The 14,274-nt window shown below is 39.9% G+C and carries 19 protein-coding genes; 9 read left to right on the forward strand and 10 right to left on the reverse strand.

The features are described 5' to 3' along the window. Positions 1–55 precede the first annotated feature (55 nt). Positions 56–832 (reverse strand): YwqG family protein, encoded by a 777-nt coding sequence (locus ACT4_RS01060; RefSeq protein WP_007478887.1) that lies wholly within the window; start codon positions 830–832, stop codon positions 56–58. Positions 833–1,036: 204 nt separating this feature from the next. On the opposite strand from ACT4_RS01060, the gene thyA reads away from it, so the two are divergent. The 5 genes from thyA to msrA all read left to right on the forward strand — a co-directional run bounded on the left by thyA (position 1,037) and on the right by msrA (position 4,714). After that, the gene (thyA, locus tag ACT4_RS01065) at positions 1,037–1,879 is read left to right on the forward strand and encodes a thymidylate synthase (protein ID WP_007478888.1); all 843 of its coding nucleotides are present in this window, start codon (positions 1,037–1,039) and stop codon (positions 1,877–1,879) included. A gap of 20 nt (positions 1,880–1,899) precedes the next feature. Beyond that, positions 1,900–2,409 (forward strand): dihydrofolate reductase, encoded by a 510-nt coding sequence (locus ACT4_RS01070; protein ID WP_007478890.1) that lies wholly within the window; start codon positions 1,900–1,902, stop codon positions 2,407–2,409. A gap of 19 nt (positions 2,410–2,428) precedes the next feature. After that, positions 2,429–3,484 carry a DUF4105 domain-containing protein gene (locus ACT4_RS01075; protein ID WP_007478892.1) on the forward strand — a complete coding sequence of 352 codons (1,056 nt, stop codon included), beginning with the start codon at positions 2,429–2,431 and terminating at the stop codon, positions 3,482–3,484. Positions 3,485–3,610: 126 nt separating this feature from the next. Continuing rightward, positions 3,611–4,087, forward strand: coding sequence for an META domain-containing protein (locus ACT4_RS01080; RefSeq protein WP_007478893.1), 477 nt, complete (start codon positions 3,611–3,613; stop codon positions 4,085–4,087). A 102-nt stretch (positions 4,088–4,189) separates the two neighbouring features. Beyond that, positions 4,190–4,714, forward strand: a complete 525-nt coding sequence (msrA, locus tag ACT4_RS01085) for a peptide-methionine (S)-S-oxide reductase MsrA (protein WP_007478895.1) — start codon at positions 4,190–4,192, stop codon at positions 4,712–4,714. Positions 4,715–4,765: 51 nt separating this feature from the next. Here the strand turns inward: msrA and ACT4_RS01090 are convergent, their stop codons facing one another. From ACT4_RS01090 to ACT4_RS01110, 5 genes are all read right to left on the reverse strand, one after another. Beyond that, a complete protein-coding gene (locus tag ACT4_RS01090) occupies positions 4,766–5,170 on the reverse strand; it encodes a biopolymer transporter ExbD (protein WP_004876726.1) in 405 nt (134 codons plus the stop codon). 1 nt (position 5,171) lies between these two features. Continuing rightward, on the reverse strand, positions 5,172–5,792 hold the full coding sequence (locus ACT4_RS01095) for a MotA/TolQ/ExbB proton channel family protein (RefSeq protein ID WP_007478897.1): 621 nt from the start codon (positions 5,790–5,792) through the stop codon (positions 5,172–5,174). 44 nt (positions 5,793–5,836) lie between these two features. Beyond that, entirely contained in the window at positions 5,837–6,643 is an 807-nt protein-coding gene (locus ACT4_RS01100) for an energy transducer TonB (protein WP_007478898.1), read from the reverse strand. Between the two features lie 247 nt (positions 6,644–6,890). Next, positions 6,891–7,754 carry a formyltetrahydrofolate deformylase gene (gene purU / locus ACT4_RS01105; protein WP_004876720.1) on the reverse strand — a complete coding sequence of 288 codons (864 nt, stop codon included), beginning with the start codon at positions 7,752–7,754 and terminating at the stop codon, positions 6,891–6,893. Between the two features lie 84 nt (positions 7,755–7,838). Next, positions 7,839–8,537 (reverse strand): TetR/AcrR family transcriptional regulator, encoded by a 699-nt coding sequence (locus ACT4_RS01110; protein WP_004876718.1) that lies wholly within the window; start codon positions 8,535–8,537, stop codon positions 7,839–7,841. A 119-nt stretch (positions 8,538–8,656) separates the two neighbouring features. Between ACT4_RS01110 and ACT4_RS01115 the strand changes: the two genes are divergently transcribed. From ACT4_RS01115 to ACT4_RS01130, 4 genes are all read left to right on the forward strand, one after another. Continuing rightward, positions 8,657–10,111, forward strand: a complete 1,455-nt coding sequence (locus tag ACT4_RS01115) for a coniferyl aldehyde dehydrogenase (protein WP_034604421.1) — start codon at positions 8,657–8,659, stop codon at positions 10,109–10,111. 168 nt (positions 10,112–10,279) lie between these two features. After that, a complete protein-coding gene (rpmB, locus tag ACT4_RS01120) occupies positions 10,280–10,516 on the forward strand; it encodes a 50S ribosomal protein L28 (protein WP_004649871.1) in 237 nt (78 codons plus the stop codon). A gap of 12 nt (positions 10,517–10,528) precedes the next feature. After that, positions 10,529–10,684 carry a 50S ribosomal protein L33 gene (rpmG, locus tag ACT4_RS01125; protein WP_003654787.1) on the forward strand — a complete coding sequence of 52 codons (156 nt, stop codon included), beginning with the start codon at positions 10,529–10,531 and terminating at the stop codon, positions 10,682–10,684. Between the two features lie 215 nt (positions 10,685–10,899). Then, positions 10,900–12,615 (forward strand): cation:proton antiporter, encoded by a 1,716-nt coding sequence (locus ACT4_RS01130; protein ID WP_007478954.1) that lies wholly within the window; start codon positions 10,900–10,902, stop codon positions 12,613–12,615. A 51-nt stretch (positions 12,616–12,666) separates the two neighbouring features. Here ACT4_RS01130 and ACT4_RS01135 read toward each other — a convergent pair whose 3' ends face one another. The 4 genes from ACT4_RS01135 to ACT4_RS01150 all read right to left on the reverse strand — a co-directional run bounded on the left by ACT4_RS01135 (position 12,667) and on the right by ACT4_RS01150 (position 14,246). Beyond that, positions 12,667–12,945, reverse strand: a complete 279-nt coding sequence (locus ACT4_RS01135; RefSeq protein WP_004876712.1) for a hypothetical protein — start codon at positions 12,943–12,945, stop codon at positions 12,667–12,669. Between the two features lie 112 nt (positions 12,946–13,057). Then, positions 13,058–13,561 carry a DUF6586 family protein gene (locus tag ACT4_RS01140; protein ID WP_004876710.1) on the reverse strand — a complete coding sequence of 168 codons (504 nt, stop codon included), beginning with the start codon at positions 13,559–13,561 and terminating at the stop codon, positions 13,058–13,060. A 73-nt stretch (positions 13,562–13,634) separates the two neighbouring features. Then, the gene (locus ACT4_RS01145) at positions 13,635–13,994 is read right to left on the reverse strand and encodes an ASCH domain-containing protein (protein ID WP_007478956.1); all 360 of its coding nucleotides are present in this window, start codon (positions 13,992–13,994) and stop codon (positions 13,635–13,637) included. Positions 13,995–14,000: 6 nt separating this feature from the next. Continuing rightward, complete coding sequence (locus ACT4_RS01150) at positions 14,001–14,246, reverse strand: RNA-binding protein (RefSeq protein ID WP_004876705.1); 246 nt, start codon at positions 14,244–14,246, stop codon at positions 14,001–14,003. Positions 14,247–14,274: the final 28 nt, after the last annotated feature.

Here is a 14,274-nt window from a genome sequence, read left to right on the forward strand (position 1 = left end):
TCTGAGTTTAGTCTTAAAAAGCGGATGATCATTTCATCCGCTTTTTTATTGAAAATTAACAACAATCCCAATTATATAAAACCTTAGAAAAGTCTAGCTTCTTTAAATCCTCTGGATGAATAAAGAAATTTCCTACTCCCGAATCGCCCCACATAATCTCATTCTTAGCATCATCCGTATCCAGTTGGAATAACAATACATAATCTCGAATAGCTTTGTTATAACCGCGCGGATCACTCTGCGTAAAATAAGGATACCCCCCTAAACGATGACCTGTTGAAGCTAAGTTTTCACTGTAAGCTTCATAAAACTCATCTGATCCATCCCCAATATTAAATCCTTCATCTTCGGTGCTGATGGGTTGCATCGTTAAGCTGAATTCTATTGCATATTGCCCCGTGAATGGCAGCAAATACTCCTCATCATCCAATTGAATATCAGAAAAATCCTGTTTTAACTGTTTCATATCTTCAATCACCTGATCAAAATATAAAACCCTAAAACCAGATTGCTGTTGCTGGTCATCAAAGTTCATCCCATACAAATCATCAGTCGCAATATAAAACTGCAAAATGCCCTGACTTGGGAAATCAGGTAAATTCGGAATTTCAGCAAAATTAAACTGTGCCAATAACGCCAGTGGATTTCCATTCGAGTCGATAGGATAAGCCATATCTAATGGTAAGTAGGGTTGCCCTCCTACTTTGCTTTGCCACAATGAAAGCCGGTCACAACTTTTTAAATTCATTTGTACTGTGGGTTTTAAAGTCGCCTCAATTTTTTCTTTATAAGATTTCAATACTTCAGGCAACGCTTCAAAGGCAAAATTCATGTTATCTATTTCCCATCTCATTATTTATAGAATGCAATATAAAACAATGGACTAAACTTAAAAAGAAGTGGAGCGAACCAAACGACAATTACTGTCGCAAACACATTCGTTCATTATCCTTCCAATCACTGACCTTCGTCCTCTAAATAAGTTATATAAATTCTGCTAGAATCAACCCGACCAAACGTAATGATAGGCATGACGATGCAAACCTACCTGAACCTTTTACAACATATCCTAGACAACGGCGGCGACAAAGGCGACCGTACTGGTACAGGAACACGTTCAGTATTTGGTCATCAAATGCGTTTTGATTTATCTAACGGCTTCCCACTACTCACCACAAAAAAAGTACATTTCCGCTCAATCGTCATTGAGCTACTTTGGTTTCTTAAAGGTGATACCAATGTTCAATACTTAAAAGACAATAAAGTGACGATTTGGGATGAATGGTCTACAGCAGAACAAACTGCTCGCTTTGGTCGCCCTGAAGGCGAACTTGGACCTGTGTATGGCCATCAATGGCGTAATTTTGGCGCGACACAAAATGAAGACGGCAGCTATCAACAAAATGGCTTCGATCAAATCAAATGGCTTGTCAATGAAATCAAGACCAATCCCAATTCACGTCGTCTAATCGTTTCTGGTTGGAACCCAAATGAAGCAGGTAAAGTGGCATTACCACCTTGCCATACTTTGTTCCAATTCTTCGTACAAGACAATAAACTTTCATGCCAACTGTATCAACGAAGTGCTGATGTATTCCTAGGTGTTCCATTTAATATTGCGAGTTATGCCCTACTTACACATATGATTGCGCAAGTATGTGGTTTGGGTGTTGGTGACTTTGTCTGGACAGGTGGCGATACACATTTATATGCCAACCATTTTGAACAGGCACAATTACAACTTAGCCGTGAGCCGCTACCGTTGTGTCAATTAAAATTAAATCCGGAGATCACTGATATTTTCGACTTTAAATTTGAAGATATTGAAATCGTAGGATATGAATCACACCCAGCGATCAAAGCACCTGTTGCAGTTTAAGTAGATTAGAGAGAAAACATATGACATGGCAAGGCACTGAAGTTGTTCACGTAGTTGCGATGGATAAAAATCGCTGTATCGGCAAGGGAAATGCATTGCCGTGGCATATCTCTGCTGACTTAAAACACTTCAAAGCCATTACCCAAGGTGGCGTAGTAATCATGGGTCGTAAAACTCTCGAATCAATGGGACGTGCTCTGCCGAATCGTGTAAATTGGGTGATTACTCGTGACACCGAATGGCTGTTTGATGGTGTTAAAGTTGCACATACAATCGAAGATGCAATGAATGGTGCACTTACAGACGCACAACACGCAGAGAAAGCGTCATTATTTATTATTGGTGGTGGAGAGATTTTCACACAAACCCTTGCGATTGCAGATCGACTTGAATTAACGCATGTTGACCTAGATGTACAAGGCGATGCGCATTACCCGCAAATCTCTGAGGATTTCAAGAAAGTAAACTCAGAACAGCAGATTGATGAAAAATCGAATGTAAGCTTTGAGTTTGCGACCTACCAAAAATAAAAATGGATCGCGCATCATCATGCATAACATTGGATCACGAGAGTTTTTTATTGCTTTAGGTATCGGGCTTTTACATAGTCTATTTACCTTGTTCGTGGTCCTTTCAAGCTTTTGGTTATGTCTTGCTCTATGGATTCAACAACCACTTGGTTCTCTTCTCAGCCGTATTACAATTATTCTTTGGGGCTTATTTGCACTCAGCCTAATTGGTGTTTACGTCAGTGGACACCTGATTAGTCGGCGTACAGACATCATTATTTATTGCTGTGCTTTTGCTCTTGCATTGATTTGGTATTTTTCTTTAGATGCAAGACAAGATCGAGACTGGGATCCAGAAGTTGCAGAACAGCTCAGTTATGAAAAGCATGGCGATACAGTAACACTTCACAATGTCCGCAATTTTAACTGGCATGCCGATGGCAGCTATGACATCCGCTGGGAAGATCGTACTGTTGATTTAAATAAAATCACAGGTGTGAATGTAATTACCTCCTACTGGATGGGGCCACAAATTGCACACACGTTGGTCAGTTTTGATTTTTCGGATCAAAAACCATTAGTGTTTTCTATTGAGATACGCAAAGAAAAAGGTGAAGCATTTTCGGCAATCGGTGGCTTTTTTCGAAAGTATGAACTGAGCTTAGTTGCATCGGACGAAAAAGATATCGTCTATACACGTAGCAATATTCGCCATGAACAAGTCTATTTATTTCCTATAAAAATGCCTGCAACAGAACGCAAAGCATTATTTATTGAGTATTTACACCAAGCCGATGAGTTACGAGCAGAAGCGAAATGGTACAACACCCTGACCAGTAACTGTACAACACTTGTTTTCGACATGGTACAAGCCATTAATCCTCAACGTCTACCAAAAGACTATCGCCTCCTTGCTTCGGGTTATTTACCTAATTATCTATACGACCTTCAGGCACTTAATCAAAGTGTGAGTATGAAAGAATGGTATCGCTTAGCGCATATCAATCCCCGTGCAGAAAAATATGATCAGCAGTCCAATCAAAGTAGTGAATATTTTTCAAAAACGATTCGTGCTGGATTGCCAAAAACTGAGTGACTTTTCAACTAATTTTATTAAAATCATCTTAAATTTTACAAAAGGATACTGAATGCTCAACTCTAGTTCATGCTTTTTTATTTAAATAATAATCATAGAAACACAACAATTTGGATTTTAGATCTTATGTTAAAAACATTATTAACATCTTGTACTTTAGCGGTTGCAGTTGTCATGACAGGTTGTGCGACAACCGATTCCCTTCAGACCTCACCACAAGCGTCTCAAAAACAAAGCATTGATCTGTACAACCGTACTTGGATTGCAACACAGATTAATGGCGTTGAAGTAAAAAGTAATGATCTTTCAGGTAAACGACCTGCTATTCAATTTGATGCAAAAGAAAAACGTTTCTTTGGTGCAGATGGTTGTAACCAAATCCGTGGTAGCTTTGAAAGTCAAGGCTCTATCTTACGTCTAGGGCCAATTGCATCAACCATGATGGCATGTATCGGTAATGATAACAGCACGCTTTCTCGCCAGTATGCAAATGCTTTAGCGAGTACGACAAATTATGAGCTTAAAGGTCATGAACTGAAATTCCTTGATGCTTCAGGTCGCGTTTTAGTCACTTTTGTGACAGTCATTCAACCTTTGCCTTAATTTCTTAACCAAAGTAAAAGCCCGTTTCAAACACGGGCTTTTACTTTGTTAGGACTTCGTTTACTTTATTAGTATTCTTAAAATTAAAAATTGGGGAGTTTTATGCAACAAGCTTTATTTGGTGGTGGTTGTTTTTGGTGTGTAGAGGCTGTATTTCTACAACTTAAAGGCGTTGAAAAAGTCGTAAGCGGTTATGCTGGTGGCATTAATCAAAACCCGACCTATGAACAGGTTTGCCAAGGTACCACTCAACATGCTGAGGTTGTCTTAATTGATTTTGATGAGCAGCAGATTAGTTACACTCAATTGTTGAATGTATTTTTTACAACACATGATCCTACAACACTAAACCGCCAAGGCAATGATATTGGTACCCAATATCGATCAGTTGTTTATTACTTCAATGAAGAACAAAAGCAACAAGCAGAGCAAATCATTCACAGCTTAGAAGATGAAGGGCTCAATATCGTAACGGAACTTAGCCCTGTACCAACCTTCTACCCTGCTGAAGAATATCACCAAAACTTTTATGCGCGGAATCCTTCACAAGGTTACTGTAACTTCAGCATTCCACCAAAGCTTTCAAAATTGCGCTCGAAATACCTTGATCTACTCAAAACAGATTAGGCAAAAAAAAGCAACTCACATCGAGTTGCTTTTCCTTTGTATTTTTTAATGTTAGTTTTCACTAACAAAAGCAATATCACTTAAACCAGCTTCACTGGCGCGAGACATCACTTGTGCAACCGTATCATATTTTGATTCTTTATCTGCACGTAATTGCACAGTCGGCTTATTCTCTGCTTGACCCGCTTCTTGGAAACGCTTTTCTAGCTCTTCTAAGCTAATAATCTTCGCATCCCAAGCAACCTCACCATTTTGATTAATACTAATCGTAATCGCTTTTGGTGGTGGATCAACAATTTCAGCAGTGGTTTTTGGCAAACTTAATGGAATTGATGGGTTAGCAACCGTTGCTGTGACTAAAAAGATAATCATCAATACCAACATAATGTCGATCAGAGGAATGAGATTCATCTCATTCATGCCACTGTCGTGGTCTTCACCCAATTGAAAGCCCATTTTAAGCTTGACCTCCAACTAAACTTTGTTGAGTTGCTTTAGTTTCTGTCTTTGCCGTTGTTTCTTGCTGCAACATAGTATCAATTAACAAGCTATGTGCTTGGTCTTGCAAGTCATGCGCTAAACCACGATTGAAACGTACACAAATGTTGTAAGCCAATACTGCTGGAATCGCAACCGACAAACCTAAACCCGTCATGATCAATGCTTCACCAACAGGTGTTGCAACTTGAGCTAAACCAGCCTGACCACTCGTACCTACAGCGACAAGGGCATGGAAAATACCCCAAACTGTACCAAACAACCCGACAAATGGTGCAAGCGAGGCAATTGTTCCAAGAACCGAAACACCTTTTTCTGCTTGAGATTTTTCAGCAGAGATTTGACGAAGAAGTGCTTGTTCAGCAACTGCTTTACGCTGCTCAAAAGTCAACGGCTGCAACTTAGCTTTTAATCCAGCCAAAGCTTGAGCAAGTTGAGCATAAGCCTGTTGTTTTAATTGGCGAGTTCCTAATAAGCGCAGAATAAAAATTGTCCATGTCGCAATCGACATTGCTAGAAGGATGAAATACAGCGTTTTACTTACTGCATCTGCGTGTTGCCAATAAACTGAAAAGTTCATATACGAACTCCTACTTAATAATAAAATTCAATCTGCTGATGCCTTTACTTTTTGACAACGCTTGCGTCAAATCCTTGTCGGATCACAAATGGAGTAATAATGCCATCTAGCTTATATGGTTTAAACCTAGCAGCATAAGTCTGCTTAACCACATAAGCATCAAACTTCTCATTACCAGTTGAGTTTATGATCTTCACATCAGTTATCTTTCCAGTACCATCTGATGTAATTTCGAGCACAATAACTTTCAGCCCATCTTCTGGCTTAAAGTAATACGCAACTTTATCGTCAGAAATTTTTGGTGATCTGCTCCAAGAAACATCCCCAGAGCTCACCTTTCTAGGTTTATTGCGATTTGCCTGATCTCTTAAAGCTTGCTCACGCGCTTGCTGTTCTCTCAATGCCTGTTCGCGAGCTTGCTGATCTTTTAAAGCCTGTTCACGCTGCAGTTGCTCAAGTCTTTGCTTTTCTAAATCTTGCTGTTTCTTTAACTTCTCTTGAGTATCATCCTGCTGTACCACTTTCGGCTCAATTTTTTGCACTTTCTGAGAAATAACTTTTGGTTTTTCTACAGGAGTTGGCTCAACCTTCTTCTCTACAGGTTTAGGTTCTACCTTAGGCTTAATTGGCTCTATTTTCGCAGGTGGCGGCGGAGGCGGTGCCTCTTCCGGTTTAATCTTGACGAATTTAACCTTTAACGGCTCTTTCTCGACGGGCTTAAGCTCCATCGTTTTCATGTGGCTAACCGCCCACAGAACTCCTACATGTCCAATCACAACCGCAACAAGGGCAGTGATGATTTTCTTTTTCATCGAGTGTGGTGTGTTGAATGTCGCAGGAGATTGACTCATAAGAATCTAAGTACCTATATAGATGGTGACGTTCCTATAAAGTAAAAAACGATTTCACTCATCGGATAGAACAATGAAAGTGCCGTAATAATAAATGAGAAGTGTTTTCATTTGCAACTATTTTTTGTGATGGTGACTAAATTTATTGCTCAAACCACACTCAGCATAAACAAATGTTATAACATAACAACAATAGCATAAAAAAAGCATGCTGATTTAGCATGCTTTTTCATCGAGTATTTCTTTGTTAGAAAACTACTGTTTTATTGCCATCAACAATAATACGGTCTTCTAAATGCCATTTCACAGCGCGTGCTAACACATTACGCTCAACATCTTCACCAAGCTCACGTAATTGCTCGACGTTATAATCATGGCTTACACGCTCAACGTCCTGCTCAATAATTGGACCTTGATCTAGATCAGCAGTGACATAATGTGCAGTTGCACCAATAAGCTTCACACCTTTTTCATAAGCTTGCTTATAAGGATTTGCACCAACGAAAGCAGGCAAGAATGAATGGTGAATATTAATAATCTTCATTTCCCATTGCGAAACAAAATCTTCACTTAGAATTTGCATATAACGCGCAAGGATCAACAAATCATTACCTTGCATCATGTCATTGATTTGTGCATAAGCTTCGACTTTGTTGTCTTTATTCACAGGTACAACATGGAACGGAATACCAAAATTCTCAACCGCTTCACGTAAATCAGGATGATTAGAAACAACCTGTGTAATCTCACATGGCAATGAACCACGCGCGTGACGCCATAACAGCTCTAAAAGTGCATGATCGACTTTAGAAACCAAAATACCGACTTTTTTCAGTTCATTGACGAAAGTCAATTTCCACTGCATTTCATAACGTTCAGCAACATTTGCGGCAAATGTTTGCATCAACGCTTCTTTACGAGACTGCAAATGATCAAGTTCAAATTCAACACGCATGAAGTAACGTCCGCCTTGAGCTTCTGTCGCGTATTGATCAAGTGCGGTAATGTTTGCTCCCTGATGATACAAAAAGCTCGATACAGCTTGCACGATCCCCGGCTTGTCTTCACAAGTAATCAGTAATCGTGCTGTATTGGCAGTAGTCGTGTTCATGTGGTTAATATCACTTATTCAAATCAAATTAAAATCAAGCCGAGCATTCTAGCCCTTTTTTGCCTCAGACTAAATAGCTAAGGGCTACTCGTCGTCATTTTTAAGATTAGATAAGCTTGCAAATAACTCTGATGGACCAAGCGACTTCAATAATTGCTCATAAGTCTGACGGCTTTCACCCATCAAATATGGACCCTCTAAGAACACCATTTGACGCAACGCCTGCCAAACCCACTTTTCCTCTAAGCGATTATTATCGCTAATATGGCCTGACATATACAAAAAGTTAGTCCAGTTGGTTAAGACGATCCACAAGTTGATGATCAATGCTTCGATTTCAGAATCTGTCATTTTCATCAAACCTGCATCAACGAAAGCACGATAAATCCGTTGACCTTGTTGCATCACTTGCCCAGCAAAACGCGGGTAAATTTTTCTAAAGTCTTCATTATTTTCAACTAGATGATAAACATCACGATGAATGAAGCGATAAGCCCATAATTGATTACTCAATACTTGGAAATAACTAATTTTATCGTTGGCATTCAATGGGCGATCAGTAGGTAATGCCAGCATTTCCAGTGTTTCCGCCTGATACTGCTGCGCCAACTCTTTAATAATTTCTTGCTTGTTACGAAAGTGATAATACAAATTGCCAGGGCTAATACCTAACTCAGCAGCAATATGATTTGTCGTGACTGAGCGTTCACCACGCTCATTAAACAACTGCAAACTGATCTGCAAAATTCTATCTTTTGTTTTGTTTGGCTTAGCTTGTGACATTGAATTAACCATCTATAACATTATCAATAGGTTATAAAACAAACCTATAAAGCGACTTGACACTTTAGAGTATTTACTCTAAAAATTAAAAATAATAAGCTTTCTTTTGGTCCACTCCTATGAACAGTCAAACAAAAACAACCGCTATGACACCTCATGTTGATGTGAAACGGCTACATGATTTGCTTGAGCAGCAAAAAGCGGCTTACCAACGCCATCCTGTACCGAGCGCAAAAGAACGTATTGAACGCTTAGCTCGACTTAAAAATATCTTGGTAAAGTATCAAGATCAATTTGCTAACGCAATTAGTCAAGATTATGGCAATCGTGCAGTGATGGAAACCAAAATTGGTGAAGTTCTTACTTGTTTAGAGCATATCAAATACTATAGCAAGAACTTAACCGAATGGATGAAACCATCTAAACGCCATATCAGCATGTTACACCAACCAGCAAAAGGCTGGGTAGAATATCAACCACTCGGTGTTGTTGGTGTGATTGCACCTTGGAATTATCCATTGCTGCTTTCTGTTGGCCCATTGATTTGTGCATTGGCTGCAGGTAACCATGCCATGATTAAAATCTCAAGTGCATCATCAAACTTTGGTTATGTACTTGAAAATGCACTTTCTGAAGCGTTCCCGCAAGAACTGGTTGCAGTTGTAAATGGTGGTGGTGTAATTTCAGATGCATTTAGCCATCTTGCTTTTGATAAAATGATTTTTACTGGCTCTACTTCTGTTGGTAAAACGGTGATGGCCGCTGCTGCTCAAAATCTTGTTCCTGTCATTTTAGAATTAGGTGGTAAATCACCTGCTCTTGTTCATTCTGCAATGAACATTCGCGATGTTGCACAACGTATCGCTGTAGGTAAACTCTGGAATGCAGGTCAAACATGTGTTGCACCTGACTATATGTTCCTACCTAAAGGTAAAACTGCTGAGTTCACTAAGCACTATAATGACTTTGTGAATACCATGTACCCAACGCTACGTGACAATAAAGACTACACCTCTATTGTTAATGACAAGCAGTACAATCGCTTACAAGGTTATTTAGAGGACGCTCAAGCTCAAGGTGCAAATATTGTTGAGCTAAATAACAAAAAAGAGTCATTGACTGACGTTCGTAAGATTGCCCCAACCTTATTAACAGATGTAACGACTGACATGGAAATCATGAAGAATGAAATCTTCGGTCCTATTCTGCCAATTTTAGAATACGAACATATCGAAGATGCAATTCAATTCATCAATAGTCGTCCTCGTCCGTTAGCATTCTATTATTTTGATATCGACAGCGCGCGTGCAGAATATGTTGCAAGCCGCACTCATTCAGGTCACTTCGGGATTAACCAAACATTGACCCACGTCGCGCAAGACGATCTTCCATTTGGCGGTATCGGTGCATCTGGAATGGGTAAATATCACGGTAAAGAAGGTTTCTTTAGCTTCTCACACGAACGCTCAATGATGTCAAATCCTGTAAGTCCTAAACTTTACAGTTTAAAATTCATCCTTCCGCCGTATAATAAAGCGATGCATAAAGTGCTTTTAAAAACACTATTCCGCTAAGCTGATCAAGGCATGATCTATCACACTAGATCATGCCCTGTTTTTACCAAATTCGCTTGTCTTTTAATCGTATTTTTGGTATAAAACGCCCCTTGAATGATTTCATCCGTTTACTTGAATGGCTAGTTGCACGAATCAGTGCTATATGAACTAGCAATGGAGTTCACCATGTCTAAGGTTTGCCAAGTTACCGGCAAGCGTCCTATCGTTGGTAACAACGTATCGCACGCAAACAACAAAACCAAACGCCGGTTCGAGCCGAACCTGCACCACCACCGTTTTTGGTTAGAAAGCGAAAAGCGTTTTGTACGTCTTCGTTTAACCACTAAAGGTATGCGTATTATTGATAAATTGGGTATCGAGAAAGTTGTTGCTGATCTCCGTGCTCAAGGTCAAAAGATCTAAGGAGTCTGAACAATGCGTGATAAGATTCGCCTCGTTTCTACAGCTGGTACTGGTTACTTCTATACCACTACTAAGAACAAACGTACTATGCCGGAAAAAATGGAAATCAAAAAATTTGATCCAAAAATCCGTCAACACGTAATTTTCAAAGAAGCTAAAATTAAATAATTTTAGTTCTTTAAAAAAACGACTTCTTTTGAGGTCGTTTTTTTTGCCTATCGAAAACCTGAACTAAAAATAAAAGATTTACATAATTTTTTTTGATGATTAAAAAAAATATCATCAACAAATCCGATTTTAGTTGTTAAAATTTTAATCTATCCGCTTTGGCATTTTTTATGCTTATTTACTTTGACCTTAACCGCAACGATTAAGGAGCTTCAATGCCACATGATGTTAATTTAATTATATTACTTGCTGTTGGTTTTGGTATGGCCCTCATTTTTGGCTATATCGCAGCACGTCTACGTTTACCTCCTTTAATCGGCTATTTAATTGCGGGCATTATTATTAGCCCAAACACACCGGGAGTCGTCGGTGATATTCAACTTGCCAATCAGCTTGCTGAACTGGGTGTTATGTTTTTGATGTTTGGCGTAGGTATGCATTTCTCCCTGAGCGACCTACTCCAAGTTCGCCGTATTGCTTTACCGGGTGCGATTCTACAAATTGCTGTTGCGACACTACTGGGTATGGCCGTTTCTATGTTCTGGGGATGGAGTTTTGGTTCAGCCTTAATCTTTGGTTTAAGTCTGTCATGTGCCAGTACCGTTGTATTACTTAAAGCACTCGGTGATCGCGGTTTACTTGACTCCGTGAATGGTAAAATTGCCGTCGGTTGGCTACTGGTTGAAGATCTTGTCATGGTCTTAGCGCTAGTTTTACTCCCTGCCACAGCCGTATTGCTCGGTGGTCATGCCCTCCCTGGCACAGATACCTCACAAAGTATCTGGATCACCATTGGACTAACACTACTTAAAGTAACAGGCTTTATCGCCTTTATGCTCATTATTGGTAAACGACTTGTGCCAATGATCATGCAATTTGTCGCTCGTTTAGGTTCTCGTGAGCTTTTCACACTCACAGTCGTTGCTGCCGCCGTATCGATTGCCTATGGCTCATACGCTGTATTTGGCGTTTCTATGGCCCTTGGCGCGTTCTTTGCTGGAATGGTGGTAAAAGAGTCTGACTTTAGCCATCGTGCCGAAGAGGAGACCCTACCGTTACGTGAAATCTTTGCAATCTTATTCTTCGTTTCAGTCGGTATGCTGTTTGATCCAAGAATATTGGTCGAAGAGCCACTCCATATCTTAGCTGTCGTGGCAATTATCATGATTGGTAAAACATTAGCTGCCATGGCGTTAGTTTTATTCTTCCGTTATCCAATCAATACAGCCTTGACTGTTGGTGCAAGTTTGGCACAAATCGGAGAATTCTCTTTCATTTTAGCGACACTAGGTTTAGCTCTTGGATTACTCACACCTGAAGCGCAAAATCTGATTCTCGCAGGCGCATTATTTTCTATTACGCTTAACTCTTTTATTTTCTCAGCAATCGAACCTGTTCAACGCTGGATTCGCGAACGCTCTCATTTGGCGCGCCTACTGGAACGTAGTGGTGACCCACTTGCCATGCTTCCAGATGAAGTTGATCAAGAATATCTACGCGATCAAGTGGTCATTATTGGTTACGGCGGTGTTGGCCGACGAATCAGCGAGAACCTCATGGAACAAAACATCAAAGTGGTTATTGCTGAGGAAAACCGTGAGATTGTTGAAAAATTACGTACGCAAGGCATTGCTGCGGTCAGCGGTGAAGCGACTGAACCGAATGTTTTGATTCAGGCACATATTCAACATGCCCGCTTACTGGTGATCTCACCTATGGATATTTTGGATATTCATCGTATTGTCGATATTTCTAAACAGCTAAATCCAGAAATCCAAGTACTGATTTGCGCTGAAAGTAAGGAAGAAGCAGCTGTCATCAGAGAAGAAAATATTGGTGAAGTGTTCTATGCAAAAGAAGAAATGGCGAAGAATATGAGTCATCATATTTTGAATCAGATCGAACTTGCGCACCAGTCACCAGCACATTAAGCCTTTTCGATATAATAAAAAAGCGTACTGTAGTACGCTTTTTTTATGCAATTAACTTAAGTGAGCTGGCTGCTCATCCAGCACTTCTGCTTGCCATTGATTCATTTGTTTTTCCAACAAACCAAATAAAGCAGCCTGAATCATATGCTGAGCAACTGATGGAGTTTGATCTCCTAAGATTTCTTTAACTTCATCGCTAAACTGAATTTTCACCAATGGCTCTTTTTCAGAGTCAGCATTACGCAAAGCAAGCTCACCACCTTCGAGTTGAACAAGCTCCAAAACGGCTTCTTGATTACCAAACAATTCTTTTAACTGTTGCATTGACATATATTCTCTCCATGTTTCAACATGGTGGCAAAGCACGTTTGTACTTTGCGATCTCACGTCTTATTTATATGTGTACTGCTTGCTTAAATTTCAAGTCGTTGAATTGTTCAACTTAGAACTCGACCATTTCATTACGAAAACCATCAATCAGATGGCTCAATTCACGATGCCATTCACGTAGAATTTTGGCATCTGGCAACCACGCTTGTGGACTCTGAGTAACCTTAATAATGAGATTTGAAGAAGTTTCACTTTCTGGTTCAGGTGCAGTCGGCTCAGGTGCATATTGACACATACGATAAGCGCGTTTCAACTCTGCCACAAAACCATCTTTCGCTAACTGCTGTAAAACAACGATTTCAGGCGAAACCTGTCCTTTGTCTGCCATATGCTCTTCAACCGATTTAAACGTCGGTTGTAAATCATTTAAGCGGTAATAACGGACTAACTCCTGCAAGAACGCTAAGATTGCGCCATGCAAATGAAATACAGCTGCTTCACGGTATGCTTGAGCCTGTTGAATATGCTCAGTCTGCTCGGCTTGTTGACATGCGAGTCGAGCAAAATAGAGTTTTTGATTGGTACGATCGGCATGGTAGCGAGCAACACGAGACATAATAAATCCCTTTTTTCATTTCATTTAAATCTTGATTGATTGTAAAGCGAATTAGCGATGAAACAAATAGCACTTAGAGCTTCAATTCAAGACGATAAAGTTTTCTTTTCGCTATGGTTTCGATTGGCTGTGAAAATGGTCGTACATTGCTGATCACCCAAGCAAAATACCCCACTGCCCAAGATGAAGCACATGCTGCATTCACTTCATCTTTTGTCCAAAGATGTACGGACTCAATATCCACCAAAGCAACAGCTCGACCGATTTCCTCTTCACCATCTGCGAGCAAGAAACTCTGATTTTCTACAATCACAAGATTTTTAAGCGGTAGATACTCAGGTTGCCATGAGCGAATTTCAAGCGTCTTTAAACCTTGTGCAATTCGCCCACCATTTGGCGCAACTATCGATAAAGCTTGATATTGCTTTAACATAAAAAATTAGGCTTTATCTTCCGCTATTTTCACACGTATACCAGCGCCTTTTACTTTCAAAGTATTTAAACCTTTTACAGCCTTAACCGCCTCACGCGGATTCGACATTTCAACAAAGCCAAAACCTTTAGACTTACCCGTATCAGCATCTTTTACGACAACGCAAGAATCAACTTTCCCATAGGTCTTAAATAAGTCGAGCACTTCTGCTTCGGTCACGCTACGATCTAAATTACGAACTAAAATTTTCATACTAAAACCTAAAAAGGATTCACGAACT

Source organism: Acinetobacter sp. NBRC 100985 (assembly GCF_000241225.1).
GTDB lineage: Bacteria > Pseudomonadota > Gammaproteobacteria > Pseudomonadales > Moraxellaceae > Acinetobacter > Acinetobacter venetianus.

What these genes read in the sequence shown, in the direction of transcription:
- ACT4_RS01060 (WP_007478887.1), bottom strand. Translation starts at nt 832, where the DNA reads ATGAATTTTGCCTTTGAAGCGTTGCCTGAAGTATTGAAATCTTATAAA.
- thyA (WP_007478888.1), top strand. Translation starts at nt 1,037, where the DNA reads ATGCAAACCTACCTGAACCTTTTACAACATATCCTAGACAACGGCGGC.
- ACT4_RS01070 (WP_007478890.1), top strand. Translation starts at nt 1,900, where the DNA reads ATGACATGGCAAGGCACTGAAGTTGTTCACGTAGTTGCGATGGATAAA.
- ACT4_RS01075 (WP_007478892.1), top strand. Translation starts at nt 2,429, where the DNA reads ATGCATAACATTGGATCACGAGAGTTTTTTATTGCTTTAGGTATCGGG.
- ACT4_RS01080 (WP_007478893.1), top strand. Translation starts at nt 3,611, where the DNA reads ATGTTAAAAACATTATTAACATCTTGTACTTTAGCGGTTGCAGTTGTC.
- msrA (WP_007478895.1), top strand. Translation starts at nt 4,190, where the DNA reads ATGCAACAAGCTTTATTTGGTGGTGGTTGTTTTTGGTGTGTAGAGGCT.
- ACT4_RS01090 (WP_004876726.1), bottom strand. Translation starts at nt 5,170, where the DNA reads ATGGGCTTTCAATTGGGTGAAGACCACGACAGTGGCATGAATGAGATG.
- ACT4_RS01095 (WP_007478897.1), bottom strand. Translation starts at nt 5,792, where the DNA reads ATGAACTTTTCAGTTTATTGGCAACACGCAGATGCAGTAAGTAAAACG.
- ACT4_RS01100 (WP_007478898.1), bottom strand. Translation starts at nt 6,643, where the DNA reads ATGAGTCAATCTCCTGCGACATTCAACACACCACACTCGATGAAAAAG.
- purU (WP_004876720.1), bottom strand. Translation starts at nt 7,754, where the DNA reads ATGAACACGACTACTGCCAATACAGCACGATTACTGATTACTTGTGAA.
- ACT4_RS01110 (WP_004876718.1), bottom strand. Translation starts at nt 8,537, where the DNA reads ATGTCACAAGCTAAGCCAAACAAAACAAAAGATAGAATTTTGCAGATC.
- ACT4_RS01115 (WP_034604421.1), top strand. Translation starts at nt 8,657, where the DNA reads ATGAACAGTCAAACAAAAACAACCGCTATGACACCTCATGTTGATGTG.
- rpmB (WP_004649871.1), top strand. Translation starts at nt 10,280, where the DNA reads ATGTCTAAGGTTTGCCAAGTTACCGGCAAGCGTCCTATCGTTGGTAAC.
- rpmG (WP_003654787.1), top strand. Translation starts at nt 10,529, where the DNA reads ATGCGTGATAAGATTCGCCTCGTTTCTACAGCTGGTACTGGTTACTTC.
- ACT4_RS01130 (WP_007478954.1), top strand. Translation starts at nt 10,900, where the DNA reads ATGCCACATGATGTTAATTTAATTATATTACTTGCTGTTGGTTTTGGT.
- ACT4_RS01135 (WP_004876712.1), bottom strand. Translation starts at nt 12,945, where the DNA reads ATGTCAATGCAACAGTTAAAAGAATTGTTTGGTAATCAAGAAGCCGTT.
- ACT4_RS01140 (WP_004876710.1), bottom strand. Translation starts at nt 13,561, where the DNA reads ATGTCTCGTGTTGCTCGCTACCATGCCGATCGTACCAATCAAAAACTC.
- ACT4_RS01145 (WP_007478956.1), bottom strand. Translation starts at nt 13,994, where the DNA reads ATGTTAAAGCAATATCAAGCTTTATCGATAGTTGCGCCAAATGGTGGG.
- ACT4_RS01150 (WP_004876705.1), bottom strand. Translation starts at nt 14,246, where the DNA reads ATGAAAATTTTAGTTCGTAATTTAGATCGTAGCGTGACCGAAGCAGAA.